Source organism: Marinobacter salicampi (assembly GCF_011074795.1).
GTDB lineage: Bacteria > Pseudomonadota > Gammaproteobacteria > Pseudomonadales > Oleiphilaceae > Marinobacter > Marinobacter salicampi.
Map to the genome: position 1 here is coordinate 42,796 of NZ_JAAMPF010000001.1, position 26,946 is coordinate 69,741.

Sequence of the window (26,946 nt, forward strand, 5' to 3'; positions counted from 1 at the left end):
GGCCTAAACAAACATAACTCAAGCGATCTTCTTTTGCTCCTGGGTCCGGCAGCGAGCTGGTTCCAGTCGTAGACTGACTGATCTTGGCAAGGCCTGGGGCTGCCCCGTTATTCGGTCAGCGAGATATTCGGCCAGCAAGGGCGCATAGGCCAACCCTTTACTCCCCAGGCCGGTAAACAGATCCATACCTTCGAGTTCCTCCCCAGACCGGCTGGTTAGCGCACCCACTGCGGGCTGATAATCGAAGGTCGTACAGCGAAAAGCTACCCGTCCCTCAAGACTGTGCGGCTCAGGCGTGTCCCCTTGCCATATGCCGGGCAGGTTAGCCTCGAGCTGGGCAAGGTTCTCCTGATGACTGGCCGGTGAAAGGGCAGGCGAGGCATCATGAAGATCAAACGTGGCGCCTGTCAGACATTGACCATCATGAGCCGGGTTGAGGTAGCATGAGCCGCAGATCACAGCTTTTGGTGCCTTAATGTCTACGGCCGGCAACGACGTTACCTGGCCTCGGATCGGCTTGAAACGGAAATGGCCTGCAACCGGTAGCAGTGCCGGGGTGGTATGACCGGCGCACAGCACCACATGATCGCTGACCACCTCAGGATGGCCGTTGCTGGATATGTGCCAACGGCCATTGCAGGGCATCAACCGATTAACGGGGTAGTTGTAGCTTGCATGAATGCCCGGGTGGTCGAGCAGAAGCCGACAGATCTTCGCCGGTTCCAGCCACCCCCCATCAGGAAACCAGAGCCCGCCTCGGGTCACCTCAAAATCGCTTAGCTTACGGGCTTCCTCGATACTGACAGGACGCACCACCTCGCTTGGGTAGTCATTACGGGCGCAAAAACGCCGCTGCCTGTCGGCTTCCTGTTCACTCCAGGCCAACTGGAGCAGGCCTGTCGGGTGCCAGTAACCGGCTCCGCAATTGCGATAAAAGCGCTGACTGTGAAGGAGAGCCGAAAGGGCCAGCCGGCTCTGGTAGTTGAAGTCGACCCCAAGCTTTACGTAGAGAGCCCCTTGCCTGTTTCCTGAAGCGGCTGCACCGGGCTTGTCGCCGGCATCGACTACGCAGACTTGGTGGCCACGCTCCGCCAGGTTTCGGGCCAGGAGGGCCCCGGCGATTCCGGTACCTATTATGGCTATTTTTTTCCTGGGGCGTTCAGGCCGCCGGCCCGGCACAGCGGAAGGACGGAGCACCCCGGTTATACGATCTTCGTGCCCTGTCGCTGGCGAGAAGGCGAACCCGGCGACCTCAAGTTCTTCAACAGTTTGGGCACTTGTCGTGGCGTCGAGGAACAAGGTGGCGCCGGTGCGGCAGTGGCTGATCATTGCCGCTACCGGAAGAACAGGCTGGCCCTGGTGGTGCTGCCTGGACAAGGCGCATGCACTGAACCAGGCGTCCGCGTTGAAGGCGAGGTCCTGCCAGGCCGGGTCTGGATCGCCCAGGTAAAGGCTGAGTTTTACTCGCCCTCCGGCAAAACAGAGGCGATGCAAACCAGAGGTCAGGGGCGGATAGTTGCCGATCAGCTCTTGTGACAAAGAACGGAGTTCAGGCCAGAATTCTGCAATCTTTGCCAGATCAGTCGGGCTGAGGGGGAACGGTTCGACAGCGACAAAGTGCAGTACCCTTCCGTTTTCAGTGGCAGCCCCGGCCCAAGTCTGCCATACCAGCAAAAACTCAAGCCCGGCGCCGAAACCCTCCTGGGCGATCACGAAGTGGTCGCCATCAGCCAAGGTTTTGAAACGGCTAGTCAGGCCATGAGCATGGATGACCTCCTGAGTCACCATGGGGTCCGTTTCAAGGTGCCGTGCTGGCCTTGTTCCGACCTGTAACCCTAACCTTACAACAGGCCGATTATCAATCCACTGAATACGAGCCGCGGCGATGGATGGTGCTCGGCTGGTGGTAGTGTCGCTGGCTAGCATGTGATCAGTTTTCCAGACGGCGGATATCCTGGATGATGACAGGCTCCTTGGGTACGTCAGCCATACCCTGGCTGCGTCCAGTCGGCTTCGCGGCGATGGCATCTACGACGCCCATGCCCTCGGTCACCCGCCCGAAAACGGTATAACCCGCGCCGTTTGGCCCGGCGTTCAGATAGGCGTTGTCCACCAGGTTGATAAAAAACTGGGAAGTCGCCGAGTCGGGTGCATTCGTTCGCGCCATGGCTATTGTGCCGCGAAGATTTTTGACCGTTGGCTTGGCTTCGTTCTTTATCGGGCTGCCTGTGGATTTCCGTTCCATTGTCTCTGTGAAGCCGCCCCCTTGGACCATGAAGCCCGGAATAACCCGGTGGAAGATGGTTCCCTGATAGAAGTCGTCTTCAGCGTAGCTCAAAAAATTGGCGACGGTTTCGGGTGCCACATCTGGTCGGAGCATAACTTCGATATTGCCCTCGGATGTCTCAATGACGACCCTGGGCATTGCACTGCCTTCTTCCTTGCTCTGCTTGCCAGTCTCATCAGTGTCAGATTGGGCCAATACCATGGTAGAAAAAACCAGCGAGCAGAAAACAATGGATAATACGTTGAACGGTTTACTAAGGGTCATGGTTCTTGCTCTCTCATATTCAGGGTCTTGAGGGACGCTAATCCGACGCCGGAAATCGTGGCTTCACTTTAACAGATCTGCCTGACCCTTCGCTTGCACAGAATGTAATCTGGCCAATGAAAGGCGATTATTACATTAATCGATTGTAGGGCAATGTAAGTTTACAGGTTAAGCCTGAATGTCCTTCGATTTCATGCTCGGTAATGCTGTGTTACGTAATTAAGTGAAGCGTTTCTGTACAGGCATCTTCGAATCTCATCATGATGTCCTTACATTCCGGACGCCGGCAAACGGACGCCATCGTTCTGTCCGGCGATAGGGCTCAAGGCCTGGTCATGGTGTGCCCTAAAAGGAGAAGTCATGAAGATTTCACAGAACCATCAGGAAAAATCACGGCTGGGGCGGTTGCTGGTCACTCGTGGCTATGTCTCCGAAACCCAGCTAGAGCAGGGCCTGAGCTTACAGAGGGAAACCGGTCAGCGTCTTGGTGAGGCTTTGGTTCAGGCAGGCTGGATCTCGGAGCGCGAGCTTTACCGGGTCCTGAAACATCAGACGCGATACCGCCATGCGGTCGCATTGGTCGCTATGGTGTCATTACCACTTCAGCCCTTGGTTTCCTTTGCCTCTACCGCTTCATCTGGCCATGAGAACATACCATCCGCGGGTGAGCTCTATGGCACAGGCTCACGTCTGCAGCCCATGAATGATTTTGAGCTGGCGCAGGCTTCAGCCCAGGGCGCGGAGCAGTTTCTGAGTCGCATCGGTAACGTAGCATTGATGGCATCGACGGACCGGGAAGAGCTCGAGGCAGGAAACCGCGATGCAGATGCTTTGAAGGGGCTCAGCCTTGCGGCCTATTCCTTTATGCCGGTCCTCGGCTTTCTCGACTATGACGTTCAGGTAACCGGCGTCCATTACAGCGATGCAAGGCCGAGGTTCCGGCTAGTGGAAACAGGCGGGCTTGAATTTGCGCTTCCGGAACGGATCGAGCAGATTCGGCTCGACAATATATCAGTCGCCGGCAGCCCGGGCCCGTCAATGGGTAATGTGAGTCTGCATAATATCCAGTTCAGCTCCCAGTCGCGAATGACCATTCACGTTCGTTAGCAGGACGCCGGAAACACAAAAAACCGGAGCCCCGGGTCAGCTGATCGTCTGACCCGGGGCTCCGGCTTTCTGGCTAATGAATCAGGCGCTGGCCAGGATGTTCCTATGGCCCAGCGATGTTTGCTGGCCACTGGCCCCGTATAGCTTGGCCTGGCTTGCTGAGCCCCGGAAGATGTCAGTCAGGCGCGAGAGTCGCTGCTGTAAATGGCCGACAATGCGGTTGTTGACGCTGTTGAGTTCCTGGCAGGCCTTGAGTTCAGTCTCGGCCGCGCTCCATAGGGCAGTCAGTTCCGGCAGCCCTGCGCTTCGGATAAATTGGGAGGGATTGCCGGTTTCGGGCCGATAGCCCATGCCCACCAGCGCATGAATCTTCTGCTTGGCCCGACTTCGAATCTGGTCAAGCAGCTCATTCTTTTGCTGGGTGAAGGGGTCGATCGCTTTGACGTCAGAGGCCTTGAGAGCCTCTTTCTCGGCAATCAGAACCTGTAATAGCTCATGCAGAGATTTCAGGTCATTCCCTAACAACTGCTTCAGTTCGTTGATCGCTGCCATAGCCTGTTCATCCAAAAATGCTGTTATCCATGTCTAGCATTTTCTGGGCCAGTTTCTCGGCGTCAACCTTGTAGGAACCGTCAGCAAGAGCTGCTTTGATCTCTTCAACCCGCGCGTCATCCACTTCCGGATAGCTGGCCAGTTGCTGTTCGATCTGCTTCAGGTCCTTTGCCTGGGCACTCAGGCTGACATTCTCACCCTGGGTTTTGGGGGCCTGCGCCTGTTCAGCCGCTGGCTGCTGTGGCTGGCTGGTCTGGGGCTTGTCGGTTACGGTCTTCTGGGTGTTGACCTGGCCGCGGCCGACTCCATTGAAGTCAACTGTCATGGCAGTACCTACTTTTGGTGAGCCCGTTAATTCTCCGGGGCATAATTGGGTCGTTACCTGAATAACGGCCGTGGTCTGAACTTCTTTAGCGTTTGCGGGCAAAAAAAGATTACAAATTTTTTAGTGACTATCCTGGATCAGCGGCAGTTGTCTGCCGACCAGCGGCAAACCTGTGCCGGACTGGGTAGGCCGTTTGCTACATGGGTATTAAGACTTGGCCAGGACCCGTTACGATGCCCTTGATCGTGCGTGAAGAGGTCAGGTTCTCAATCGGCACCTGGTCGCCAACACTTCCATTTGCCAGGGCTTTTCCTCTGGAACGGACCGAAAACGAGCCATTCGTTGCCGTAATCATAACATGATCACCCCTTGCCACTGCATCAGGGGCAGTTATCAGGTAGGGCGTAAATACAGTGCCTGCGTTGACCGGGCGCTTCATCTCCATACCCAGCAGGTGAGCCTCCTCGGTAACGGCCCCGCGTCTGATCGAATTAATCACTACTTTCGCCGTTGTAATCATAGAATCGTCGAGGCGATTGCCGCGGTTCAACGGTCTGGCCGCTACCAGAGCATCACCTTCTATTGTGAGGGAACTGGTCAGGTAGAGCTTCCAGGGCCGATCACCTTCGCAGGCTACCTGCAGTCGCGGGTGTGTCGAGCGCCATGGATCACCGCTGAACTCTACGGTCGGCTCGCCTTCGCAGGGTGCCAGTTGCAGGCGGCTGTCCAGACTGCCCAACTGGTAGCTTACCTGGTAGCCAGCGGCTGCCTGTTCCTGTTTGAAATCCGCCAGAAAAGACTCGGCCGCTGAAAGAATGCTAGCGGGTGCAGTAGTGGGTCCAGCGTCAACCAGTGCTGATGTACAGAGCATGAGGGTTAGAGCGAGGTATGTCCGCATGTGCTTGGGCCTGTCCTGTTTCAGGTCAGGGCACCCACGGTTGCAAATCGTTACCGTGAGTCCCCTAAATAATGGTGTATCTTCGCCGTTAACCAGGTCTGGACCGTCAACTTTATTGCCCTGGTCACACAATACCAGATTCGAAGCAACATCCGTGCCGCATGTTGGCCGATTGGATTTCAGGAGTGATGTGTAATGGCAGGCGTACTAGACAGTGTCAACCAGCGGACCCAGCTGGTGGGGGAAAACCGCCTTGAGCTTCTGCTTTTCCGCCTGCGCGGGCGTCAGATTTATGGCATTAACGTATTCAAGGTCAAGGAGGTGCTGCAGTGTCCCCGGCTGTCGTCGCTTCCCAACAGTCGGCCCATGGTTCGTGGCGTTGCTCATATTCGGGGTGAAACCATCCCAATCATTGATTTGGGCCTGGCCATACGAATGTCTTCGATTCCCCCTGAAGAGGTCGCGACCAGTTTCGTCATCATCACCGAGTACAACCGGAAGACCCAGGGCTTTCTGGTCAGTAGCGTCGACCGGATCGTAAACATGAACTGGGCAGACATTCTGCCACCGCCAAAAGGCGCGGGTCAGGAAATTTACCTGACGGCGGTAACCAAGCTTGAGGACAAGCTGGTGGAGATCATTGATGTGGAGAAAATTCTCTCCGAAGTTTCCCCGCTAGGAGACGACGTCACAGAGAAAACCCTTACTCGCACCGCAGAAAGGGACCGGGGAGTGTCTCTTCCCGTGCTTGTGGTTGATGATTCGTCGGTCGCGCGACGGCAGATCGAGCGTTGTCTGACAGCTATCGGTCTCCGGGTAGTTACCAAAAATGATGGCCAACAGGCGCTCGATCACCTGAAGCAGGTAACGGAAGATGGCTCCAAGGCAACCGATCATTTTTCCATGATGATTTCCGATGTGGAAATGCCGGAAATGGATGGTTACACCCTGGTAACACGTTGCAAAAGCGAGCCCCTGATCAGCGGATTGTATGTCATGCTGCATACGTCCCTGAGCGGCGTCTTCAACAAGGCAATGGTCCAGAAAGTCGGTGCGGATGATTTTATGGCAAAATTCAGTCCTGATGAACTGGCCGAACGTGTAATGGATATCCTGGACGAGGGCTGACATTTTTCTTGTTCCAATGCCTGTTTACCAACGACAGAGATGCAATGAAAGCAGAGATGACACTCCAGGAATACGAGGCATTTAAAGGGTTCCTGCAGGAGGCTTGTGGCATTCTGCTGGGCGAAAACAAGCAGTACCTCGTCAAAAGTCGCTTGCGCCGTATCCTCGAAGAGAACCGGATGAATTCGCTGGGAGAACTGGTCGAGCACTTGCGTCGTCCGGGGCGCCACGGTTCGCTGCGCGAGGTGGTGATTGACGCCATGACCACCAACGAAACTCTGTGGTTTCGCGACAATCATCCGTTCAGAATCCTTTCCGACCAGCTGCTCCCCGAACTGGCGGAGCGGAACAGCCTCCAGCCGATCCGCTTCTGGTCTGCGGCTTGCTCAACCGGGCAGGAACCTTATTCGGTCGCCATGGCCGTGGATGAGTTCAGGCGGCAGAAGCCCGGCAAGCTTAAGGGCGAAGTCAAGATCGTGGCCACCGACATCTCAAAGAGTGTGCTGGAGGTGGCCCGGCGGGGCGAATATGAAATGCTGGCCATTGGTCGGGGGCTGTCTCCGGAGCGGCAGAAGAACTTCTTTACCATGTCGTCCGCAGGCAGCTGGCAGATACGGCCACAGATCAAGTCCATGGTGGAGTTCAAGGAGCTCAATTTGCTGGAGAGGTACATGCTGGGCAAGTTTGATGTCATTCTCTGCCGCAACGTGTTGATCTACTTTTCCGCTGAGCTGAAGAAAGATATCCTGACGCGCATGCACGCCGCACTCAATCCTGGCGGTTACCTTATTCTGGGCGCTTCGGAGTCCCTGAATGGCTTGCCCCATCTGTATGACATGGTGCAGTGTCGCCCGGGTATTATCTACCGCAAGAAATAGGCTTGGGCAGGCGCGAGGAAGTGTTAGGACTATCACAAGAAGCTGTCGGGGGCTACCGCAAGACCAACCATAGGGGCAGGGAATGATCATTGATTTTGAAGCGCTATCAGCGGGCGAAATCTATCACGCCATGACGCAGACCGTGATCCCCCGGCCGGTGGCGTGGATCCTTTCAGAGAATGAAGCCGGCGACTTCAACCTGGCACCGTTTTCCTTTTTTACCGCTCTCGGTAGCGCGCCGCCTCTAATGATGGTCTCGGTAGGGAAGAAGCCCGACGGTCAGTTCAAGGACACACGGACCAACATCGAGGCCCGGAAACACTTCACTATTCACATTGCTCACCGGGAACTTGCAACCGCCATGACCGAAACCTCAAGAGCTCTGCCTCTGGGTGAATCGGAGCTCGATCGCGTGAGCCTTGCCCTTGTCGATTTCGATGGCTTTTCTCTGCCCCGGCTCGCGGACTGCAGGGTTGCGTTTGCCTGTGAGCTTTATCAGATTCAGGAAATAGGCGATCAGCCACAGTCACTGATTTTTGGCAAAATAAAGCGCCTTTACGTGGCAGATGACGTTGCGAACGTGGATTCGGATGGGCGCTTCAAAGTGGACGCGGCCCGGGTCGATCCCATCGGGCGTCTGGGCGGCAGTGAGTATGTTTCTTTTGGAGAACGTCTGGTCATACCCAGGCCTAAGTAGACCCCGTGAGCCGTGATCCACTGTCTCAAGGTTTCTATGCCAGGCCTTCGGCTCTGGTAGCGCGCGAGTTGATCGGGACTAACCTGGTACGGGAACTGGACGGTGAGCGGCTTGTGGGCCGTATTATTGAAACCGAAGCCTACGGAGGCGCCTCCGATACTGCCAGCCACGCCTCGCGAGGAAAGACGCCACGAAACGACCCCATGTTCGGCCCAGCTGGGTTCGCTTACATCTACCTTATCTATGGTCTGTATGACCTTCTGAACGTGGTGACCGAGACCGACAGCGTCCCCGGGGCGGTATTGATCAGAGCCTTCTATCCGGTGTCAGGCGAAGCGTCAATGAGTGCGCTCCGGGGTGGTAAAGCCTATCCTCAACTGGCCAACGGTCCGGGCAAGCTGACGAGGGCGATGGGCATCACCAGGGTAGAGTTCAACCGGCACGACCTTTGTCTGGGCGAGTCGCTCTGGATCGAACAGGGCGAGCCGTTTTCACTGGAAGACCTACTTGTGGGGCCCCGAGTGGGTATCGACTACGCGAGGCCGGTAGATCGGGACGCGCCCCTGCGCTTTCGCTTGGCCTTGCCAAGGCGTTCAGTCTGAACCCGGCGCCAGATTTTTGGGGTCGGCAGTTTCTTCGTTGAGCCAGGTGCCGCAGTATTTGCAGTACTTTGCGTCCCGCTCATGCTGGTTTTTGCCACATCCCGGGCATGCTTCCTTGGAATAACGCTCATCCCGCAGGGTCCGGATAACTTCAGCGGAGAAAACCCCGGCGGGCAGGGCGATAATAGAATAGCCGGTGAGCATGATCATCACCGAAATGAACTGACCCCACGAGGTTACCGGGGTGATATCGCCATAGCCCACGGTCGTCAGCGTCACTATGCCCCAGTAAATGGACTTGGGAATGCTGGTAAATCCGGCTTCAGCCGGCTCTATAAGGTAGAGAATGGTCGAAAAAATGGTAATCAGCATAAGCACCGAAAACAGGAACAGCAGAATCTGCCCCCTGCTTCGTTTCAGAGCGTCCAGCAGCAACTTGCCCTGGCCCACAAGAGCCATCATCTCCAGCACCCTGAATAGCCTTAACGTACGCAGCAGACGGAACACAACCAGTGTTTGGGCGCCGGGGAATATAAGCATGAGCCAGACAGGCAAAACCGCCAGCACGTCAATAATGCCGTAAAAGCCCTTCAGGTAAAGCCAGGGCTTCTCAAGACAGTAGATGCGAAGCGCGAGCTCTATCGTGAACAGGATGGTAATGACCCATTCGAGTCGGTAGAACAGGGTCCCGAATCGTTCATGGTAAGCGGGTACGCTGTCGAGCATGACCACGCCTACGCTGGTGAAGATAAGCAGGGCAAGGAGAACATCGAATCCTTTGGCCACCGGCGTATCCGATTCAAAAATGATCTGAAAGATGCGCGTTCTGATGCCAATGTTCGCCGGTTTTAATTCACTCATTGTGTTGCCGTCTTGGGATCCATGAATTGCTGGAGGAAGCTTGTGCCCTTACCATAGCGTCATATCAGACATTTAAAAATGGTTACGTTAGGGCGCAGTCTCCTACGGGCGCTAGTTCGAGATCCAGAGCCAGTCAGGTCTGCCTTCAGGGAAGCTGCCGGGCCTTGGTCGCCAGTGCCAGCATCCAGACACCAGTAAAAATGAAATCAATACCGAGTAGCAGGCCCAGAACCCAGGGGTAGGTTTCCGTCAGCTGGAACAGAATCAGCAGCCCAAGGATCAGGGAGAGTACGCCGCTGGTAAGAATCCAGCCCCAGCCGATGGCAGGCTTTGATTGAAGCGCAAAAGCCATTTTGACAATGCCGGTTACCAGAAGGAACACGCCCACAAGTAGGGTCAGGGTGAACACGCCCGCGAGCGGGTAGAAAAGCATAAGTGCCCCGACAATCAGTGCCAGCACCGCGAGCCCAAGACTCGGCACGAAGCCTTGCCAGCGCGGGATAGAGAACGACTGCACCGCCTGCGCGACGCCCGCAATAACCAGCAGGAGACCGATGGCGATTTCCAGGGACAGGGTGGCAACCCAGGGAAACGCAATGGCTGCAACGCCCAGCACCAGGAAAACAATGCCCAGGCCAGCGAACCAGCGAGTATGCTGCCTGATATCGTTGATCAGATTGCTCTCGACCTTCACTTCGTAACGCCTCGTTTCCATGACAAGCTCCTCCTTTGAGCTCAGAGTTTTCCGGATGGATCATGTCCGCTAAAAACCGCTATGGCACCGGATGAGCTGAAATTCAACCGATTATATGAGGGTAGAGCGGGATTTCAGATCCCGTTCTCAGACCATGGCCCCGCCACCCGTCATCAATGAACCGAACACACCCACGCCATAGGCAACCGCTGCCGCTAGAGCGCCTACCACCAGCATTTCCGCACCAGCGCGCCACGGAGGCAGGGTTGCCACCAGGCCTCGGCCTGCGCCCACCACAAACAAGGTCACCAAAGTCATGGCACCGGCCAGCGGAAAGCGATACTCGTCGGAGATCGGAATCAGATAGGCTATCAAGGGAACCACGCCCGGTGTCACGAAGCCTATAAATGTCGCCAGTCCGTGTTTCATTGCTGGCGCCCGGTTGCTGCCGGAATGCTGGTCGGAGGGCGTGCGCTCGGCAAGGTAGTCACTTGTCGCCATGGAAAAGCCGTCGGCCAGCAAAGAGGCAAATCCTAATATCAGCACAACAGAGTTTGAGAGCCCGGCCCCGGCAACGCCAGCGACAATCGCAAAGGTAGTGATCAGGCCATCATTGGCTCCGTAGACGAAGTCAGGCAGGAACCGTTTGACAGTAGTCTTTTTCCGCACGAGCAGCTCCTTCTGCCTGGGCATCGGGTGGGTAGAGATACTTCAACATAGACTAGCAAAAATAACCTCCACCATGCCCGTGGAATATCCATCGCTACGTTCCGTCGTCGCTCTGCTCCGACGTTCCTCCGGCTGCCTTGCAGGCTCCGGTCGAACCCGCGAGGCTTCTTCTACCCACCCAATCAGCCAATAAAAAACCCCAGCATATCTGCTGGGGTTTTGTATTGGCGGAGAGGGAGGGATTATTCGGCCCTTTAGGGCCTCACCCCTTCCGTAAACTCCAGGGGCCGTCGTCGCTCTGCTCCGACGTTCCTCCGGCTGCCTTGCAGCCTCCGGTCGAACCCGCGAGGCTTCTTCTACCCACCCAGTCAGCCAATAAAAAACCCCAGCATATCTGCTGGGGTTTTGTATTGGCGGAGAGGGAGGGATTCGAACCCTCGATACGCTATTAACGTATACACACTTTCCAGGCGTGCGCCTTCAGCCACTCGGCCACCTCTCCAATAACCTGTTTCAAATCAGCGGGCCGATCTGAGGGCGCAAACTCTAATGAATTTCTGGGGGTTTGGCAACACCTGTCGTATAAGAAGCTGTGCCAGGGTGTCTTAGCGGGTGCTGAAACCCTCGAATTCCCCGGATGCCCGCCCTTTGTCAATCGTAATGTCTTCGGTGCGTGCCGCCGGTGGTCCCTGCCAGCACCAGTCGGCGAGTTCCTGTAGCCCGTCTTGCTGGCCTTCAGCCACCACTTCGACATCCCCGTCCGGAAGATTTCTGACATAGCCGGTCAGCCCGAGGCTTCGGGCTTTTTCCTCGCAGCTTGCGCGATAGGAGACACCCTGTACGCGCCCGCTTATTCTCAGATGCCAGCGTTCCTGATTCCGTTCATCGCTCATAGTCAGCTCCTTATAATTGCTGAATCAGCATATAACTTACCGTACCGGCGATTATGGATAAAAGCGCATTCCGCCGCCAAAGATGAAGTGCAACCACAAGAAGGCTTGGAAGCAGAGCGTCCACGCCAAACAAGGGAGCTTGCCACTTGGCGGACTGCAGCAGAAAGATGACCACCAGAAGAGCCATGACGGTCGCCGGCAGGTAGCGCCCCAGATGCAGGACAAACGGATGGTGGCTGTGGCGGGATAGAAACGCAAAGGGTATGGCTCGCGTAAGAAACGTTGCGGCCGCACTGACTGCGATAAAGGCCGCCAGATAAGTGGCCTCATCCATGACCGCGGCCTTTCGCCTCGGAGTGATGCTGATATGTAAAACGGTAATTAATGAGCAACACTCCGGTGGCCAGTATAATTGCCCCTATCAGCTGGTTGGCAGCGGGCAGGGCTGCCACCGCAATACCGGCAGACGACGCTCCGATCCATAAGGGCAACTGCTGTTGAAGGGCTTTGTATTGCTCGATCATCAACACGATAAATAGGGCAACGAGGGCAAACTCGATACCGGTGCTGTCAAACTCGATCGTGGACCCCAGGCCTGCACCCAAGGCGCAGCCAACGACCCAGTAACACTGGTTGTAAAAAGTAATTCTCAGGTCAACGCTCTGCTCTGCCTTGAAGTCTGAGCCTCTTGGCCGGCTGGTCAGCAGGGAATAGGTTTCGTCCGTCAGCCCGAAGATCAGGTAGAGTTTTCGCCACCCGGCACCCGCAAACTGGTTGAGCAGGGATAAACCATAGAAAAGGTGGCGGGAGTTCAGTACCAGCATTGCAGTAAACACAGCCAGCAGGTCGGCATGCGTGGCAAGAAGACCAACAGCCAATATCTGCGCGGCGCCGGCAAAGATGACGATGCCCATCAGCGGTGCCACCCACCAGCCGTAGTCCAGCTGGGCGGTAAACAGAACTCCGAAAGCCATGCCAAGAGGTACATAGCCGAAAAGAACCGGCAATGTCAGCCGGAAGGGCGAATCCATGTTCAACGTTTGATTTCCCGTTTTTCGTAAACCGTCTCGATGCTGGTGCCGTTCCAAAGATAGCCGAAGTGGTTCGCCTGAATCACCGAGTGCAGCACGCGCGGTGTGAGGAGGGCATAGCAGTCTATGCCAGTATGGCGAACCGACTGGTAGAAAATCGCTTCGCGGCCGTCGTGCTTGGCGCGCAGGCCAAGTTTCCGGGATACACTGTAATCATCTGGTGCATAGTACCCATGGCTCAGCCACTCTTCACCCCGAATATCAACACCGGTCGCGCTGAAGTCTGCTTTCAGGCAACGCATGTTGATGTCCTGGGCCTCCATGCGGGTGTACCCAAGCCATTTCTGCATGTGATACACGGTTTCATCGATAGCGCCAATTTTTTCCCGGGCACAGTAGAAAACGCCGAAATCACCATTGCTGAATCGGCTGCCGTCGGGATTGAGGTGAGTGAAGGGTGCCAGCGCATAGTGAAAGCCCCGTATCCCGAAGGGCCGCTCGCCCGCGGGCACCAGACTGATCTCGCCGAGATCGTTTCTGATCCGCGGGTTGACCCTGGCCTGAACCGCATACAGCGCCTCGAAGCTGGACTGGTCAGCCACGTCATCGAACAGGGACACTGGCGGATACTTGCTGGGCACCATCCGGTAGGCTTTCTGGTGCACCAGCGAAGTGAGTGCAGGTTGGGGTCCGGCCATTACCACCACCCGCCACGGGCGGCATCGACGTGTCTGAAGACGTCGATCAGGTCCTCCATGCGCCCGCTCTTCATGATGTCCATGGCAGAGCGACCCTGAAACCAGACATGATCATTTGGCCGTCGCACCCAGCTATAGACGGACTCCGGTTCAGTGAGGATCAGTCTCAGGCCGGCATGGATGTTGAGAATATAGGAAAGCCGGTCAGCCAGGTCCAGGGTGACCTTCACGCTCTCGGGGGTTTTTTGCATGCGATAGAAAGTCGAGCGGGGCAACTGACCCAGCAGTGCGCGTTTCTCATCCTCCGAGCATGACCACTTATCCAGGATGTTCAGAACCACCGGAATAGAAGTGCGGATGTGTTGCTCATCCGTATCGGGTACCGACTCAATGACTCGCGGATTACGGGAATTCATGGAGGTCTCCTCAAGCTTGTGTGTACCATTCTAGATTAAATTCAGATCTGAGTCTAATGTTGGACTGGAGTCAGCGAAGGTTCCATGGGTTGAGGGCAACCTGCTGGTGATAGGAGCTCTGCATTGACCCACACGGATAGCTGAGTAAGCTGGCACAAACCAAGAGGTACTTAATTATGGAACAAGACAGCGAGAATCAGCCGCAACAGGATCCCCGTGACGCACCGTTTGTGGTCGATACCGACCTGCTGACCAAAGACCAGTTGGAAGGGCTGGTTGATGAATATTGCACGCGCTTCCATGGTACCAATGAGACAGAAAGCCCCTTCGCGGAGCGTGCCAGGGTCATCGCGGCCGTTGAAAAGGGTGACCTGGTGGTCTGGTTTGACCCGGTGGAAAACACAGCCGGTCTGGATCATCCTGTCCATCAAAACGACTAATACCTTTCCATAACCAATCCTAAGTTCTCCTAATACTCTTGCGACCTTAAGATGTTGGATATTTTCACGATTACGGGAACACCATGGAAAAGAGCGTCAGTGACATTCTCATCGCCAATCGCGGCGAAATTGCTATACGAATAGCGCGCTCGCTGGCAGAAGGCGGCATTCGCACTGTCGGTGTTTATGCCAGAGATGATGCCGCGTCCTTGCATGTCCGCCGGGTTGATAAGGCTGTACCGCTCACTGGCACCGGTGCCTCCGCCTATCTCGACGGCGAGCAACTGATACAGGTGGCCCATGAAAATGGGTGCCAGGCTATCCATCCCGGTTACGGTTTTCTCAGTGAAAATGCCGAGTTTGCCGAGCAATGCCGGTCGGCCGACCTTATATTCATAGGGCCTTCGGCGGAATGCCTGGCGCTACTCGGAAACAAAGCCAGGGCTCGTGCTCTGGCCGAGGAATGCGGTGTACCGCTGGCGGAAGGAACGGCTCACCCAGTGTCTCCTGAGGAGGCCATCGTGTTTCTGGAGGCCATGAAAGCCAGGTACGGCACAGGTGCTGGGGTAATGATCAAGGCACTGGCCGGTGGCGGAGGTCGTGGCATGCGACCGGTATCCGACCCGGCGCAGGTCGCCAACGCCTACCGGCAAAGTGCATCGGAAGCAGGCAAGGCCTTCGGCAACGAAAGCGTGTACGTCGAGCGTCTCATATCCCATGCCCGCCATATCGAAGTTCAGGTTCTTGGTGATGCGGAGGGAGCGGTTTCCCACCTCTGGGAGCGGGACTGTAGTCTTCAGCGTCGCCGTCAGAAACTGGTGGAGCTTGCTCCGGCCCCCGGCCTAAGCCCGGAACTGCGACGTGACCTGATCGAGTCGTCCTTACGAATGGCCAAGGCCAGCGGCCTGCAGGGACTGGCCACTTTCGAATTTCTGCTGGATCTGGACACCGGCGGCTTCGTGTTCATGGAAGCGAATCCCCGGTTACAGGTCGAGCACACCGTCACCGAAGCCTTGACCGGTGTAGACCTTGTGACAGTGCAGACCGCCCTTGCAACAGGACATGCTTTGGCGACCCTGGGGCTTGGCGGGCCTGCAGCCGAGCCACCTGACCGCATGGCGATTCAGCTGCGAATCAACCTCGAGTCCCTTCTTCCCGATGGCACAGCAGTGCCCGCCAGCGGCACCATCGTGACCTACGAGCCACCCGGAGGGCCTGGGGTGAGGGTGGATGGCGCAGGCTACTCGGGCCTGGAAGTTTCTACCGAATACGACTCGTTACTGGCAAAGCTGGTGGTGTGTGGGCAGAGCGCCTTTCCCGCCGTGGTCAACAAGGCCTATCGGACGCTTTGCGAGTTTCGCCTGGAAGGCGTACCGAACAATTTACCGTTCCTGCGAAACCTTCTCAGCTTACCTGAGATGCAGACCTATGCAGTGTCCACGGCAACCGTTGCGGACAACCTCGACCTTCTCAGCCAGGCCCGAACCAACGAACACCCCAGCCGTTACTTTGAAGCAATGCCATTGCCCGGTCCTGTTACCGAGCAGAAGACGGTTTACCCCGAGGGTGGCCACCCCGTACGTAGCCCCGTTCAGGGTAGAGTCGCGCGGTTATTTGCCGCAGCCGGAGACACGATTCAGGAAGGGCAACTGGTTGCCCTGGTGGAAGCTATGAAAATGGAATTCGAGGTCAAGGCAAGCGCTTCCGGAGAAGTGCTGGAAATGCTCTGCTCTGAGGGGGCTTCAGTCGGTCAGGATTGCCCCATTCTGGTCATTCGTCCCGACCGGGACGCTGAGATAAACGTGGAGTCGGAGCTTGAAGTCGATCTTGACGCTATCCGCCAGGATCTGTCGGAGGTCCGGGAACGGCATAGCAGACTTTACGACGACCAGCGTCCGGAGGCCGTGGCAAAAAGACGGCGTACCGGACAGCGGACCGCCCGTGAAAATGTGGATGACCTGCTGGATGAGGGCTCTTTCGTGGAATACGGGGCTCTGGCATTGGCTGCAAGGCGCCGGCGCCACTCGGAAAAAGAGTTGATGGCTGTCAGTCCGGCAGACGGGCTGATCGCCGGTCTCGGCACTGTGAACGGCGGTCAGTACGGGGCTGAAACGGCCAGATGCATGGTGCTCGCCTATGATTACACGGTCTTTGCCGGTACTCAGGGGGTCATGAACCACAAGAAAACCGACCGCATGCTGCAACTGGCCAAGCGCTGGAGCCTGCCTCTGGTTCTGTTTGCCGAGGGCGGCGGCGGGCGGCCCGGCGATACAGATTTTACCGGCGTGGCCGGGCTTGATTGTCATACCTTTACTGCCATGGCGGCGTTGTCAGGCCAGGTGCCCCTGGTGGGTATTGCCGCAGGCCGTTGCTTCGCCGGTAACGCAGCATTGCTCGGCTGCTGTGACGTCATCATCGCGACCCGGAATGCCAGCATCGGAATGGCCGGGCCGGCGATGATTGAAGGTGGCGGGCTGGGGCGTTTTCGGGCGGAAGAAGTCGGGCCTGTGTCCGTTCAGGCGCCTAACGGCGTCGTTGACATCGTGGTGGAAGACGAGGCCGAAGCGGTGCAGGCGGCGAAGCGTTATCTCTCCTTCGCCCAGGGCCGCAAGACCGGTTGGGAGGCGCCGGATCAGCGGCTCCTTCGCCACCTGATACCAGAGAACCGTTTGCGCGCCTACGATATGCGGCAAGTCATTGAGGCCCTTGCGGACGAAGCTTCCGTACTTGAGCTCCGGCGGGACTTTGCCCAGGGCATGATTACCTGCCTGGCACGGGTCGAAGGTCATGCTTTCGGCCTGATGGCTAACAATCCCAGGCACCTGGGTGGCGCTATAGATGCAGAGGCTGGCGATAAGGCGGCCCGGTTCATGCGATTGTGCGACGCCATGGGGCTGCCCATCCTCTCCCTGTGCGACACACCGGGCTTCATGGTGGGGCCAGAGGCGGAGAAGCAGGCTACGGTGCGTCACGTGTCGCGCATGTTCGTGACGGCGGCACGCCTGCAGGTACCCTTTTTTACCGTTGTGCTCCGAAAGGGGTACGGCCTGGGCGCCCAGGCCATGGCAGCCGGCAGTTTCCATTCGCCCATGTTCACCATTGGCTGGCCCAGCAGCGAGTTCGGTGCCATGGGTCTTGAGGGCGCGGTCAAGCTCGGGTTCGCCAAAGAGCTCGCAGCGGTTGAAGATGAACAGGAGCGCCAGGCGCTGTTCGAAAAGATGGTGTCCAAGGCCTATGAGCAAGGCAAGGGCATGAATATGGCCAGTTATCTGGAAATAGACGCGGTGATTGATCCCGCTGACACCCGTCGCTGGCTGATACGGGGGGTCGAGTCAATACCCGAAAGGAAACCCCACCAGCAAGCCGGCAGCGGCGTCATGCATGACCTGTTCATTGATACTTGGTAATGCCAGGGTGCGGGGCTTGGCCTGGCCGCCCCGCTGTTTTACAGTGAATGAGTGAACCGGAAACAGCCAGGGAGAAGCCGCAGTACGTTCAACACCCACATCGGATTATGAGGGCAGGGACAATGACAGGGAACGATAAAGTCACGCAGGACAAAGTCACACTTAAAGACCCGAGAGATCAATACCCTCAACCGGAGTTCCAGAAACAGGACCAGGAACTGCCCGGACGCACGGAAGAGATGAAACCCGTTCCGGACCACGGTGAGCAAGGCTACCGGGGATCGGGCAAATTAAAGGGTCTTTCAGCGCTGGTAACCGGTGGCGACAGTGGTATCGGTCGGGCAGTTGCGCTGGCCTACGCCCGCGAAGGTGCCGACGTCGCGTTTACCTATCTGGAGGAGGATGACGATGCTGCGGAGACCAAGCGCCTGGTAGAGGAGGCCGGTTCCCGTGCGGTCTCGATCAAGATGGACCAGCGCAACCGTGACGCCTGCTACAACGCGATCCAGCGGTGCGTAGACGAACTGGGTGGCCTGGATATACTGGTCAATAATGCCGGCTACCAGATGAGCTACGAGTCGCTCATGGATATTCCCGACGAAGAAATCAGCGATATCTTTAGCGCCAACATCGAGTCCTTTTTCTTTCTGTCCAAGGGCGCGCTGAAACACCTGCCCGCCGGTGGCTCCATCATAAACACGGCGTCAATCAAGGCTTTCGAGCCCAGTCCGAACCTGGCCCACTATAGCGCCACCAAAGCGGCTATTCTGAATTTCACCCTGGCCCTGGCCGCCGAAGCCATCAAACAGGGGGTGAGGGTTAATGCGGTTGCCCCAGGCCCCGTCTGGACTCCGCTTATTCCCTCGACATTTCCTGAAGACAAGGTGGCCGGCTTTGGTGGCAACACCCTGTTCAAGCGTCCGGCGCAGCCTGCGGAACTTGCTCCTGTCTATGTGTTCCTGGCGTCACCGGAAGCCAGCTACGTTACAGGCGAGGTTTACGGTGTTACCGGTGGCCGGCAGCAGATCTAGCCTGCAAGCCTTGTTATCAGCCAGGAAAGGGCGCATCCATGACCGATAAGCTCAAGGAATACCGCCGCAAAAGGAATTTCGACAGCACCAGCGAGCCGTCCGGTAGTGACAATGTCGAGGACCAGGTTAAAGACCACGTCCAGGCCGGTGACAGCCTTTATGTGATGCACATGCATGCTGCCAGCCATGACCATTTTGACCTTCGGCTGGAGCAGGACGGCGTACTAAGGAGCTGGGCCCTGCCCAAGGGCCCGAGCCTCAAGCCGGGTGAGCGCAGGCTGGCGATGGAGGTGGAAGACCATCCTCTGGAATATGGCAAGTTCGAGGGGGTCATCCCGAAAGGGGAATACGGCGGCGGCACCTCCATGCTGTGGGACACCGGGCGCTGGCGGCTGATCGGCAAGAACCGGAAGGACAAACTGGACTTTGAACTCGAAGGCAAGAAGCTGTCAGGCAAGTGGACGCTGGTGAAAATGGCACCTAAAGCCTCTGGCCGCAAAAAGGACGACAACAGCTGGCTGCTGATCAAGCGCAAGGACGACGATAACCGAACCCTGAATCCCGACGATCGCAGTGTGGTGTCAGGGCGCACCATGGAGGAAATAGCCGAAGACAGGGATTCGGTCTGGCAAAATGGCGAAGCCCACAATAAACCCCGGGTACCGGAAGCCGCCAAGATTGAAAAAGCCAGCAAGAAAACCCTGCCCAAGGACCAGGCGCCGCAGCTTGCCACGCTGGTGGATGAGGCCCCGGCGGGCAACGATTGGGTGCATGAGATCAAATTTGATGGTTATCGGCTGCTGGCAAGGCTTGAGTCAGGGCGGGTCACCATCTATACCCGTAACGGCAAGGACTGGACCGACCGCTTTCCCGATCAGGTCAAGATGCTTGAGCAATTGCCAGTCAAAAAAGCCCTGATTGACGGCGAGCTGGTGGCTTTTGACGCCGACGGCTCCAGCAGTTTCCGCAAGCTCCAGGATCGGCTGAGCACCAAGAAAGGTGCACGCAAAACAGACGACCTGGTCTATCAGGTCTTCGATCTTCTGTATCTCGACGGTTATGATCTGCGCAGTACGCCGTTGCTTGAGCGCAAGCGGGCCCTCAAGCAGCTGCTTGAGGCAGGGCCTGACCTCAGCTCTATGGTGCGCTACTCGGACCACATCGAGGGGGGTGGAAAAGCCTTCTTTAACCAGGTCTGCGAACTGGGCCTGGAGGGCATGATTTCCAAACGGTCCGACGCCGCCTACAGGGCCGGCCGCAACCGGGGCTGGCTGAAAACCAAGTGCATCCACCAGGACGAGTTTGTTGTCGGGGGCTTCACGGCTCCTTCCGGGTCGCGCACCGGTTTCGGTTCGCTCCTGCTGGGTGCTTTTGGCAAGAAGGGCCTAGTCTATGCCGGCAAGGTGGGTTCCGGCTTTACCACTCGCCAGCTTAACCAGATCTACGAACGGCTTAGCAAACTGGAAACGTCCAGCTCTCCTTTTGAAGACAAGGTGCCTGACCAGGCCTCCGCCCGCTGGGTGAAGCCGGAACTGGTTGTTGATGTGGAATTTACTGAGCGAACCGGCAGCGGAGCCCTGCGCCATCCCGTATGCCGCGGGATAAGGGAAGACAAGGAGCCTGAGGAAGTCCAAGCCGGGGATGCCACCGGCACAGGGTCAGCGAGTGTCTCGAAAGACGAAACCCAGCCCCGACGTAGCAAAGGAGGGAGCCCCATGATTGCCGGTGTCGAACTCACTAATGCGGACAGGGTAATGTATCCGGAGCAGGGGATCACCAAGCTCGACCTGGCACGCTACTACGAGGATATCCAGGATTGGATACTGCCGCACCTTCGGGACCGTCCCCTCGCCCTGCTGCGCTGTCCCGAAGGCCGGGATACCGAATGTTTTTTCCAGAAGCACCCCGGCAAAACGTTCGCCAAGGGCGTCTCACGGGTGCCGGTGGAAGAGAAGAAAGGCGGCACTTCAGAATTTACCTATATCGACACGATCAGCGACATCATCGAACTGGTCCAGTTTGGTGTTCTGGAGTTCCATCCCTGGGGCAGCAAAATTAAAAACGTGGACAAGCCGGACATGGTCATCTTCGACCTGGACCCCGGCCCGGATGTGCCCTGGCGCCTGATTGCCGACACCGCTTTTGTGCTGCGTGACAAACTTGAAGAGCTGGGGTTCACCGGCTTTACCCAGGCAACGGGCGGGAAGGGGCTCCATGTGGTGGTGCCCATAAAAACCACCGTTGACTGGGACACCGCAAAAGCCTTCGCCCATGAGGTTTCAAAGGCGCTGGCCCAGGAAAATCCGAAACAGCTGACCACCAATATGTCGAAAGCCAAGCGCCAGGGACGGGTCTTCCTCGATTATCTGCGTAACGGCCGGGGCAACACCCATGTGGCTTCCTACTCGGTCAGAGCCCGAGAGGGCGCGCCGGTGGCGACGCCCCTTCGATGGGATGAGCTCAAGTCGGTGTCCAAGGGAGACCGCTACACGGTCGCCAATATCCGACGACGGCTCAAGGCACTGAAGGAGGATCCCTGGCAAGGGTTCGATAAAGCACGGGCGGGCATTACCGCTAATGTTCGCAAAAAGCTGGGAATGGAGTGAACCAATCGATGAGTCAGAACCAGGGTGAAAACCGGGACGACCGCTGGTGGCTGCAGGAAGGTGCGGAATGGTGTCCCTTCTGCGATATTTCCCTGCATGCCGAAGGCCTTTCGTACTGTATAGCCTGCGACCGAGCGGTGTGTATGGTGTGTGTCAGCCAGGGACCCGACGCCGGAGAGATTTACTGTCCCGAGTGTGGGGCAAAAGCAGATTCAGGCGAGGCTTGAACCAATGGCAGCCAGGGCAATCTGGAAAGGTGTGATCACGTTTGGGCAAGTGCGGGTTCCGGTAAAGCTGTATTCGGCGATTGAAGATCGAACCGTTCATTTCCGATTGCTTCACGAAAAGGACCACGCACCGGTCAAACAGGCGATGGTGAATCCGCAGACCGATGCCCGGGTTGAGTTCCAGGATACCCTACGTGCCTACCATACCGATGAGGGTGACCAGGTCATGCTCTCCCCGGAAGAACTTGAAGAGCTTCGCCCGGCCAAGTCGCGGGATATTGAGGTGATTGAGTTTTACCCGCCGGAGGCCATCGACCACCGCTGGTACGACCGACCCTATTACCTGGGCCCCGATGGTGATGCCGAGCAGTACGCCGCGCTCACTGAAGCCCTGCGGGACGCAGCCCAGGAAGGTCTTGCGCGCTGGGTCATGAGAAACAAGGAATACATAGGTGCGCTGCGTCTGTACCAGGGCTACCCGATGTTGATGGCATTGCGGTATGCCGAACAGGTGGTGCCCGTAGAGGAGCTCCAGGCGCCACGGGGCAAACCGTTGGACAAGCGTGAGCTGGACATGTCGCGGCAGTTGATTGGCATGCTTGAGTCTGAGTTCGACCCTTCCGAGTACCAGGACGAGTATCGGGAACGGGTCCTTGAGCTGATTGAACAGAAGCAGCGCGGTGGTCGTATCAAAAAGCCGCCCAAGCCCAAGAAAAAAGCCTCTGACGATCTATCAAAGGCACTGGAAGCCAGCCTGAAGGGGATGAAAGATGGCTCGCAAAAAAGAAAAGGAAGAGCAAAAGCAAGCGCCGGATGAAGCTCCGGGCCAGCCCCGGCCTTTCTGGTCCGGGGTGATAGCGTTCGGGTTGGTGAGCCTCCCGGTCAGTCTGTTTCCAGCCAACAGGGGCAAGCCTCTGTCCCTGCGCATGGTTGATAAGGATGGCACACCGCTGGCACGGCGTTATTTCTGTGAGAAAGAAAACAAACCACTTTCCAGGGATGAGCTTGTCCGTGGTTTTCCGGTTGAAGAAGGCAGGTTCGTGATCGTCAAGGATGACGAACTGGAGGATCTGGCACCGGAAAAAACCCGAGAAATCGACTTGCGCCGTTTTGTACCCCTCGATGACATCAATCCGGTTTATTTCGAGCGGGGCTACTTTCTCGCTCCGGATTCCGGCGCCAACAAGGCCTACCGTCTGCTTGCCAGGAGCATGGCTGATGAGCAAAGGGCAGGGATCGCCACCTTCGTGATGCGCGGTAAGGAATACATCATCGCCATTATTTCGGAGCAGGGCATACTTCGGGCAGAGACCCTGCGCTTCCAGGAGGAGATACGGTCCCCGCTAGACGTTGGCCTGCCAGAACTTCCTGAGCCTGAGGCTGCACAGGTCTCGGCCATGAAAAAAGCCATGAAAACCAAGTCTGCCAAAAAACTGGACGTATCCCTTTTGAGCGACAGGGGAACCGAACGCATCCTCGATGTAATCAATTCCAAGCTTGAAGAAGGCAGGGACGTCACTCGTCTGTCGGAGCCGGAAGCGGATACGGAAACTCAGGATACGGACAATGTTGTAGACCTTATGCAGGTGCTCAAAGAACGGCTGCAAGGCCGTGAGCCTGAAAGGAAAGGAAGTACTGATCAGTCCCGGTCGAAGCCTGGCGGATCCAGTTCAGGCCAGCCAGGAAAATCCGACAAAGAGGAGCCCAATCTTGATTCGCTAAAACGGCAGGAACTCTACAACCGGGCAAAAGAGCGGGATATCAGTGGCCGGAGCAATATGACAAAGGAGGAATTGGTGGACGCCCTGAAACGTGCGGGGTAGTCGACAATCAGAAGTGCTAAACCTACCCCTTGGTATCGGAAAGCGTTACAATCGCCGGGTTTTCTGGTTGCACGTTTTGGCCCTCTGCGAGGTGTATTTTGATAAGGGTACTGGTTGTTGATGACCATGAGTTGGTACGCTCCGGGATAACCCGCATGCTCGCCGATAACCCCGACATTGAAGTCATAGGGCAGGCCGCTTCAGGAGAAGAGGCGATAGACAGCGTTCGTGACCGGGCTCCGGATATCGTTCTGATGGACATACGCATGCCAGGCATCGGGGGGCTCGAAGCCACCCGGCGCATACTGCGTATAGACGATGCCATCCGGGTCATTGTTGTGACCGCCTGTGCAGACGACCCTTACCCCACCCGGGTCATGCAGGCCGGCGCTACCGCCTATATAACCAAGGGTGCCGATATTCGTGAGATGATCCGGGCTATCCGCATGGCCCACAGCGGTCAGCGCTACATCAGTCCCGAAATCGCCCAGAAGATGGCGCTCAAACAGTTGGGGGAGCACGGCGGCGACCCCAGCGAGAGCATCTTTGACCGACTGTCGGAGCGGGAGATGCAAATTGCACTGATGGTGGTGGACTGCCAGAAGGTCCAGGATATTTCAGACAAACTCTGCCTCAGTCCCAAGACCGTCAACAGCTACCGTTACCGGATTTTCGAGAAGCTGGAAATCTCCAGCGACGTGGAACTGGCCCTCATGGCCGTCAGGCTCGGGTTGCTTGATGCCGACAAGGTCTGATACGCCGACCCGGGGATTTGATGCCAAAACCTTCCTGAAGCAGCTTACAGAACGCCCCGGTGTCTACCGCATGATGGATGCCTCAGGGGACGTGCTGTACGTGGGAAAAGCGCGCAACCTGAAGAAGCGGGTGGCGAGCTACTTCCGGCAATCCGGCCTGGCGCCCAAAACCGAGGCGCTGGTCGCCCGGATCCACCGTATCGAGGTGACGATTACCGGCAGCGAGACCGAAGCCTTGCTGCTGGAACAGAACCTGATCAAGTCGTTGCGGCCGCCCTACAACATTCTGCTGCGGGACGATAAATCCTACCCCTATATTTACCTCTCGGCCCATGCCGATTATCCCTCTCTGACCTTTCGCAGAGGGCGGACAAAAAAGGCCCAGGGCACCTGGTTCGGACCCTTTCCAAGCTCTGGCGCAGTTAAGGAAAGTCTTAATGTTTTACAGAAGGTTTTCCGCATAAGAAACTGTAGTGAAAGCTTTTTTAAAAACAGAACCCGACCGTGCCTTCAGTACCAGATTCACCGCTGCACGGCGCCCTGCGTGGAATATATTTCGCCGGAGGACTACCGCCGGGACACCCGCCATGCCACCATGTTTCTCGAAGGCAAGAACCCTGCAATCATCAATAACCTGATGCAGGAAATGGAAGCGGCAGCAGCCAATCTGGAATTTGAGAAGGCAGCGTCTCTGCGGGACCAGATCAACCACCTTCGTCATGTTCAGGAGCAGCAATCCGTTCACGGCGAGGGCGGCGAGGCGGATGTGATCGCGCTGGCCCAGGATGCTGGCGTGGTCTGCATTGTGGTAATCATTGTGCGAGGCGGCCGGGTACTTGGCACCAAGGACTATTTTCCCCGGTATTCTCTCGAGCAGTCAGAGGCGGAGCTCCTGAGCGCCTTTCTCGGCCAGTTCTATTTTGGTGGTAACACCCAGCGGGAGTTTCCCCGTGAGGTTCTTGTCCCGGTCGAGGTGGAAGGACAGGAACTGCTGTCCGCAGCCCTGACAGAGGCCGCGGGCCGTGATACCAGGGTACGCCAGAACGTCCGGGGCGAACGCCGTCGCTGGCTGGAAATGGCTGCTACCAATGCCCAGCAGACCCTGTTGACCCATCTTGCCAGCAAAGAGACAGTCTATCGCCGCCTGCTTGCGCTCAGAGACCTGTTGAAGCTGGCCGAGACCCCCAGCCGTATGGAATGCTTCGACATCAGTCATAGCCATGGCGAAAATACGGTCGCGTCTTGTGTGGTTTTCGATGAGAATGGTCCGCTGAAGAGCGATTACCGTCTCTATAACATCGAGGGGGAAACGGCCGGCGACGATTACGGGGCCATGCGCCAGGTTCTGACCCGGCGTTACAAGCGGATGATGACAGACGCCGGCAAGCGGCCTGACCTGGTGTTTATTGATGGCGGCAAGGGCCAGCTGAACATCGCCCGGGAAGTGTTCAACAGCCTGGGCATTGATGATATCCCGCTGATCGGTGTGGCCAAAGGTGTAACCCGACGGGCAGGTATGGAGCAACTGATTGATGCTCTTACCGGCGATGTCTATCGTGTACCGGCAGATTCGCCGGCGCTCCACCTGATTCAGCACATAAGGGATGAGTCCCACCGGTTCGCCATCACCGGACACCGTAAGGGAAGGGACAAGAAGCGACGCCAGTCAACCCTGGAAGGTATAGACGGGGTTGGTGCCAAGCGTCGGCGCGAGCTCATTCGGTACTTTGGCGGCGCCCAGGAGATACGCAAGGCCGGGGTGGACGAAATTGCCAAGGTCAAAGGCATCAGCAAATCACTTGCTGAAGTCATCTACGCGGCCCTGCATAATGAATAGCCGGAGCCAACCGGTGCAACGGAACATGCGGCCAGAACGAGCAAAACTATGAATTTACCGAACATTATCACCCTGTCGCGGATTGTCATGATTCCGGTCTTCGTGGTGATCTTCTATCTTCCGGTGGAATGGCGATACGTGGTCAGTGCCGCTATTTTCGGGCTTGCTGCCGCCACAGACTGGCTGGATGGCTACCTGGCCAGGAAGCTTGACCAGAGCACGCCATTCGGCGCCTTCCTGGACCCCGTGGCAGACAAACTGATGGTCGCCGTGGCATTGACCGTGCTTATTGAGGAGCACGCCAGCATCCTGATGACCATACCGGCAACGATTATTATCGGCCGGGAAATCGTTATCTCTGCGCTCAGGGAGTGGATGGCGGAAATCGGCAGCCGGGCCAGCGTGGCGGTATCCTATATCGGTAAGATAAAGACCACCGCACAGATGGTTTCAATCATCATGCTGCTGGCTGTGCCTCCTGGCTTGCTGTTAGCCCATCTTGGTCTGGTTCTTCTGTACGTTGCCGCCGGCCTTACGCTCTGGTCCATGGTGCTGTACATCAAGGCGGCCTGGCCGGACCTGTTCCCGAAAAAACTGGGAAAGACGCTCCCGCACAAGGCTGATTAAAGAATAATCAAATAGTTACGCAGCTCTGATGGGGTAAAAAAGGGTTGACACTCAGCCGCGATTCATTAATATATGCGCCACTTCAAGGGCAGATATCTTGAAGACCAGCAAGGTTTGCTGGGGCTGTAGAGCGGGAATAGCTCAGTGGTAGAGCACAACCTTGCCAAGGTTGGGGTCGCGAGTTCGAATCTCG

The 26,946-nt window shown here is 57.0% G+C and carries 28 protein-coding genes and 1 tRNA gene; 15 read left to right on the forward strand and 14 right to left on the reverse strand.

Translation table 11 applies throughout. From position 1 onward, the window contains the following. Nucleotides 1–18: 18 nt before the first annotated feature. Both mnmC1 and G7W63_RS00160 read right to left on the reverse strand, forming a co-directional pair. Complete coding sequence (gene mnmC1, locus G7W63_RS00155; RefSeq protein WP_166251314.1) at nucleotides 19–1,788, reverse strand: FAD-dependent 5-carboxymethylaminomethyl-2-thiouridine(34) oxidoreductase MnmC1; 1,770 nt, start codon at nucleotides 1,786–1,788, stop codon at nucleotides 19–21. Nucleotides 1,789–1,930: 142 nt separating this feature from the next. After that, entirely contained in the window at nucleotides 1,931–2,551 is a 621-nt protein-coding gene (locus G7W63_RS00160) for a peptidylprolyl isomerase (protein WP_242634257.1), read from the reverse strand. A gap of 360 nt (nucleotides 2,552–2,911) precedes the next feature. Between G7W63_RS00160 and G7W63_RS00165 the strand changes: the two genes are divergently transcribed. Continuing rightward, on the forward strand, nucleotides 2,912–3,658 hold the full coding sequence (locus G7W63_RS00165) for a cyclic di-GMP-binding domain-containing protein, MshE-related (protein WP_166251317.1): 747 nt from the start codon (nucleotides 2,912–2,914) through the stop codon (nucleotides 3,656–3,658). An 81-nt stretch (nucleotides 3,659–3,739) separates the two neighbouring features. Here G7W63_RS00165 and G7W63_RS00170 read toward each other — a convergent pair whose 3' ends face one another. The 3 genes from G7W63_RS00170 to flgA all read right to left on the reverse strand — a co-directional run bounded on the left by G7W63_RS00170 (nucleotide 3,740) and on the right by flgA (nucleotide 5,433). Next, nucleotides 3,740–4,210 carry a flagella synthesis protein FlgN gene (locus G7W63_RS00170; RefSeq protein ID WP_166251320.1) on the reverse strand — a complete coding sequence of 157 codons (471 nt, stop codon included), beginning with the start codon at nucleotides 4,208–4,210 and terminating at the stop codon, nucleotides 3,740–3,742. Between the two features lie 7 nt (nucleotides 4,211–4,217). Beyond that, a complete protein-coding gene (gene flgM, locus G7W63_RS00175) occupies nucleotides 4,218–4,535 on the reverse strand; it encodes a flagellar biosynthesis anti-sigma factor FlgM (RefSeq protein WP_166251323.1) in 318 nt (105 codons plus the stop codon). 196 nt (nucleotides 4,536–4,731) lie between these two features. After that, nucleotides 4,732–5,433 (reverse strand): flagellar basal body P-ring formation chaperone FlgA, encoded by a 702-nt coding sequence (gene flgA / locus G7W63_RS00180; protein ID WP_166251326.1) that lies wholly within the window; start codon nucleotides 5,431–5,433, stop codon nucleotides 4,732–4,734. Between the two features lie 195 nt (nucleotides 5,434–5,628). Here flgA and G7W63_RS00185 point away from each other — a divergent pair, with 195 nt between their 5' ends. The 4 genes from G7W63_RS00185 to G7W63_RS00200 all read left to right on the forward strand — a co-directional run bounded on the left by G7W63_RS00185 (nucleotide 5,629) and on the right by G7W63_RS00200 (nucleotide 8,738). Beyond that, nucleotides 5,629–6,561, forward strand: a complete 933-nt coding sequence (locus G7W63_RS00185) for a chemotaxis protein CheV (RefSeq protein ID WP_166251329.1) — start codon at nucleotides 5,629–5,631, stop codon at nucleotides 6,559–6,561. Nucleotides 6,562–6,605: 44 nt separating this feature from the next. Further along, a complete protein-coding gene (locus tag G7W63_RS00190; RefSeq protein WP_166251332.1) occupies nucleotides 6,606–7,439 on the forward strand; it encodes a CheR family methyltransferase in 834 nt (277 codons plus the stop codon). A gap of 82 nt (nucleotides 7,440–7,521) precedes the next feature. Continuing rightward, nucleotides 7,522–8,136, forward strand: coding sequence for a flavin reductase family protein (locus G7W63_RS00195; RefSeq protein ID WP_166251335.1), 615 nt, complete (start codon nucleotides 7,522–7,524; stop codon nucleotides 8,134–8,136). Nucleotides 8,137–8,141: 5 nt separating this feature from the next. After that, nucleotides 8,142–8,738: a DNA-3-methyladenine glycosylase gene (locus tag G7W63_RS00200; RefSeq protein ID WP_166251338.1), complete on the forward strand. Its 597-nt coding sequence runs from the start codon at nucleotides 8,142–8,144 to the stop codon at nucleotides 8,736–8,738. Here the strand turns inward: G7W63_RS00200 and G7W63_RS00205 are convergent. The 9 genes from G7W63_RS00205 to G7W63_RS00245 all read right to left on the reverse strand — a co-directional run bounded on the left by G7W63_RS00205 (nucleotide 8,730) and on the right by G7W63_RS00245 (nucleotide 14,000). Beyond that, nucleotides 8,730–9,599, reverse strand: a complete 870-nt coding sequence (locus tag G7W63_RS00205) for an ion transporter (protein WP_166251341.1) — start codon at nucleotides 9,597–9,599, stop codon at nucleotides 8,730–8,732. The genes G7W63_RS00200 and G7W63_RS00205 overlap by 9 nt on opposite strands. A gap of 145 nt (nucleotides 9,600–9,744) precedes the next feature. Next, nucleotides 9,745–10,314 (reverse strand): HdeD family acid-resistance protein, encoded by a 570-nt coding sequence (locus tag G7W63_RS00210; protein ID WP_166251344.1) that lies wholly within the window; start codon nucleotides 10,312–10,314, stop codon nucleotides 9,745–9,747. A 126-nt stretch (nucleotides 10,315–10,440) separates the two neighbouring features. Then, complete coding sequence (locus tag G7W63_RS00215; RefSeq protein ID WP_207308847.1) at nucleotides 10,441–10,962, reverse strand: VIT1/CCC1 transporter family protein; 522 nt, start codon at nucleotides 10,960–10,962, stop codon at nucleotides 10,441–10,443. A gap of 411 nt (nucleotides 10,963–11,373) precedes the next feature. After that, nucleotides 11,374–11,464: transfer RNA gene (locus tag G7W63_RS00220), tRNA-Ser, on the reverse strand. Between the two features lie 103 nt (nucleotides 11,465–11,567). Beyond that, on the reverse strand, nucleotides 11,568–11,855 hold the full coding sequence (locus G7W63_RS00225) for an acylphosphatase (protein WP_166251350.1): 288 nt from the start codon (nucleotides 11,853–11,855) through the stop codon (nucleotides 11,568–11,570). A gap of 10 nt (nucleotides 11,856–11,865) precedes the next feature. Next, nucleotides 11,866–12,189 (reverse strand): branched-chain amino acid transporter permease, encoded by a 324-nt coding sequence (locus G7W63_RS00230; protein WP_166251353.1) that lies wholly within the window; start codon nucleotides 12,187–12,189, stop codon nucleotides 11,866–11,868. Then, nucleotides 12,182–12,886 (reverse strand): AzlC family ABC transporter permease, encoded by a 705-nt coding sequence (locus tag G7W63_RS00235; protein WP_207308848.1) that lies wholly within the window; start codon nucleotides 12,884–12,886, stop codon nucleotides 12,182–12,184. Before G7W63_RS00235 ends, G7W63_RS00230 begins: the two co-directional genes overlap by 8 nt. Nucleotides 12,887–12,888: 2 nt before the next feature. Next, entirely contained in the window at nucleotides 12,889–13,584 is a 696-nt protein-coding gene (locus tag G7W63_RS00240; RefSeq protein ID WP_166251359.1) for an RES family NAD+ phosphorylase, read from the reverse strand. Continuing rightward, entirely contained in the window at nucleotides 13,584–14,000 is a 417-nt protein-coding gene (locus tag G7W63_RS00245; protein ID WP_166251362.1) for an MbcA/ParS/Xre antitoxin family protein, read from the reverse strand. The genes G7W63_RS00240 and G7W63_RS00245 overlap by 1 nt, the downstream gene beginning before the upstream one ends. 176 nt (nucleotides 14,001–14,176) lie before the next feature. Between G7W63_RS00245 and G7W63_RS00250 the strand changes: the two genes are divergently transcribed. The 10 genes from G7W63_RS00250 to pgsA all read left to right on the forward strand — a co-directional run bounded on the left by G7W63_RS00250 (nucleotide 14,177) and on the right by pgsA (nucleotide 26,753). Beyond that, on the forward strand, nucleotides 14,177–14,440 hold the full coding sequence (locus tag G7W63_RS00250; protein WP_166251365.1) for a YheU family protein: 264 nt from the start codon (nucleotides 14,177–14,179) through the stop codon (nucleotides 14,438–14,440). A gap of 83 nt (nucleotides 14,441–14,523) precedes the next feature. Continuing rightward, a complete protein-coding gene (locus G7W63_RS00255) occupies nucleotides 14,524–17,847 on the forward strand; it encodes an acetyl-CoA carboxylase family protein (protein ID WP_166251368.1) in 3,324 nt (1,107 codons plus the stop codon). 122 nt (nucleotides 17,848–17,969) lie between these two features. After that, nucleotides 17,970–18,878, forward strand: coding sequence for an SDR family oxidoreductase (locus G7W63_RS00260; RefSeq protein WP_166251371.1), 909 nt, complete (start codon nucleotides 17,970–17,972; stop codon nucleotides 18,876–18,878). Nucleotides 18,879–18,916: 38 nt separating this feature from the next. Next, complete coding sequence (gene ligD, locus G7W63_RS00265) at nucleotides 18,917–21,484, forward strand: DNA ligase D (RefSeq protein ID WP_166251374.1); 2,568 nt, start codon at nucleotides 18,917–18,919, stop codon at nucleotides 21,482–21,484. A gap of 8 nt (nucleotides 21,485–21,492) precedes the next feature. After that, entirely contained in the window at nucleotides 21,493–21,711 is a 219-nt protein-coding gene (locus G7W63_RS00270; RefSeq protein ID WP_166251377.1) for a hypothetical protein, read from the forward strand. A 4-nt stretch (nucleotides 21,712–21,715) separates the two neighbouring features. Continuing rightward, entirely contained in the window at nucleotides 21,716–22,528 is an 813-nt protein-coding gene (gene ku / locus G7W63_RS00275; protein ID WP_166251380.1) for a non-homologous end joining protein Ku, read from the forward strand. Next, nucleotides 22,482–23,534, forward strand: a complete 1,053-nt coding sequence (gene ku, locus G7W63_RS00280) for a non-homologous end joining protein Ku (RefSeq protein ID WP_166251383.1) — start codon at nucleotides 22,482–22,484, stop codon at nucleotides 23,532–23,534. The genes ku (G7W63_RS00275) and ku (G7W63_RS00280) overlap by 47 nt, the downstream gene beginning before the upstream one ends. A 98-nt stretch (nucleotides 23,535–23,632) precedes the next feature. After that, the gene (gene uvrY, locus G7W63_RS00285; RefSeq protein ID WP_166251386.1) at nucleotides 23,633–24,289 is read left to right on the forward strand and encodes a UvrY/SirA/GacA family response regulator transcription factor; all 657 of its coding nucleotides are present in this window, start codon (nucleotides 23,633–23,635) and stop codon (nucleotides 24,287–24,289) included. Then, nucleotides 24,273–26,126: an excinuclease ABC subunit UvrC gene (gene uvrC, locus G7W63_RS00290; protein WP_166251389.1), complete on the forward strand. Its 1,854-nt coding sequence runs from the start codon at nucleotides 24,273–24,275 to the stop codon at nucleotides 26,124–26,126. The genes uvrY and uvrC overlap by 17 nt, the downstream gene beginning before the upstream one ends. A gap of 48 nt (nucleotides 26,127–26,174) precedes the next feature. Next, nucleotides 26,175–26,753, forward strand: a complete 579-nt coding sequence (pgsA, locus tag G7W63_RS00295) for a CDP-diacylglycerol--glycerol-3-phosphate 3-phosphatidyltransferase (protein WP_166251392.1) — start codon at nucleotides 26,175–26,177, stop codon at nucleotides 26,751–26,753. The last annotated feature ends 193 nt before the right edge of the window (nucleotides 26,754–26,946 follow it).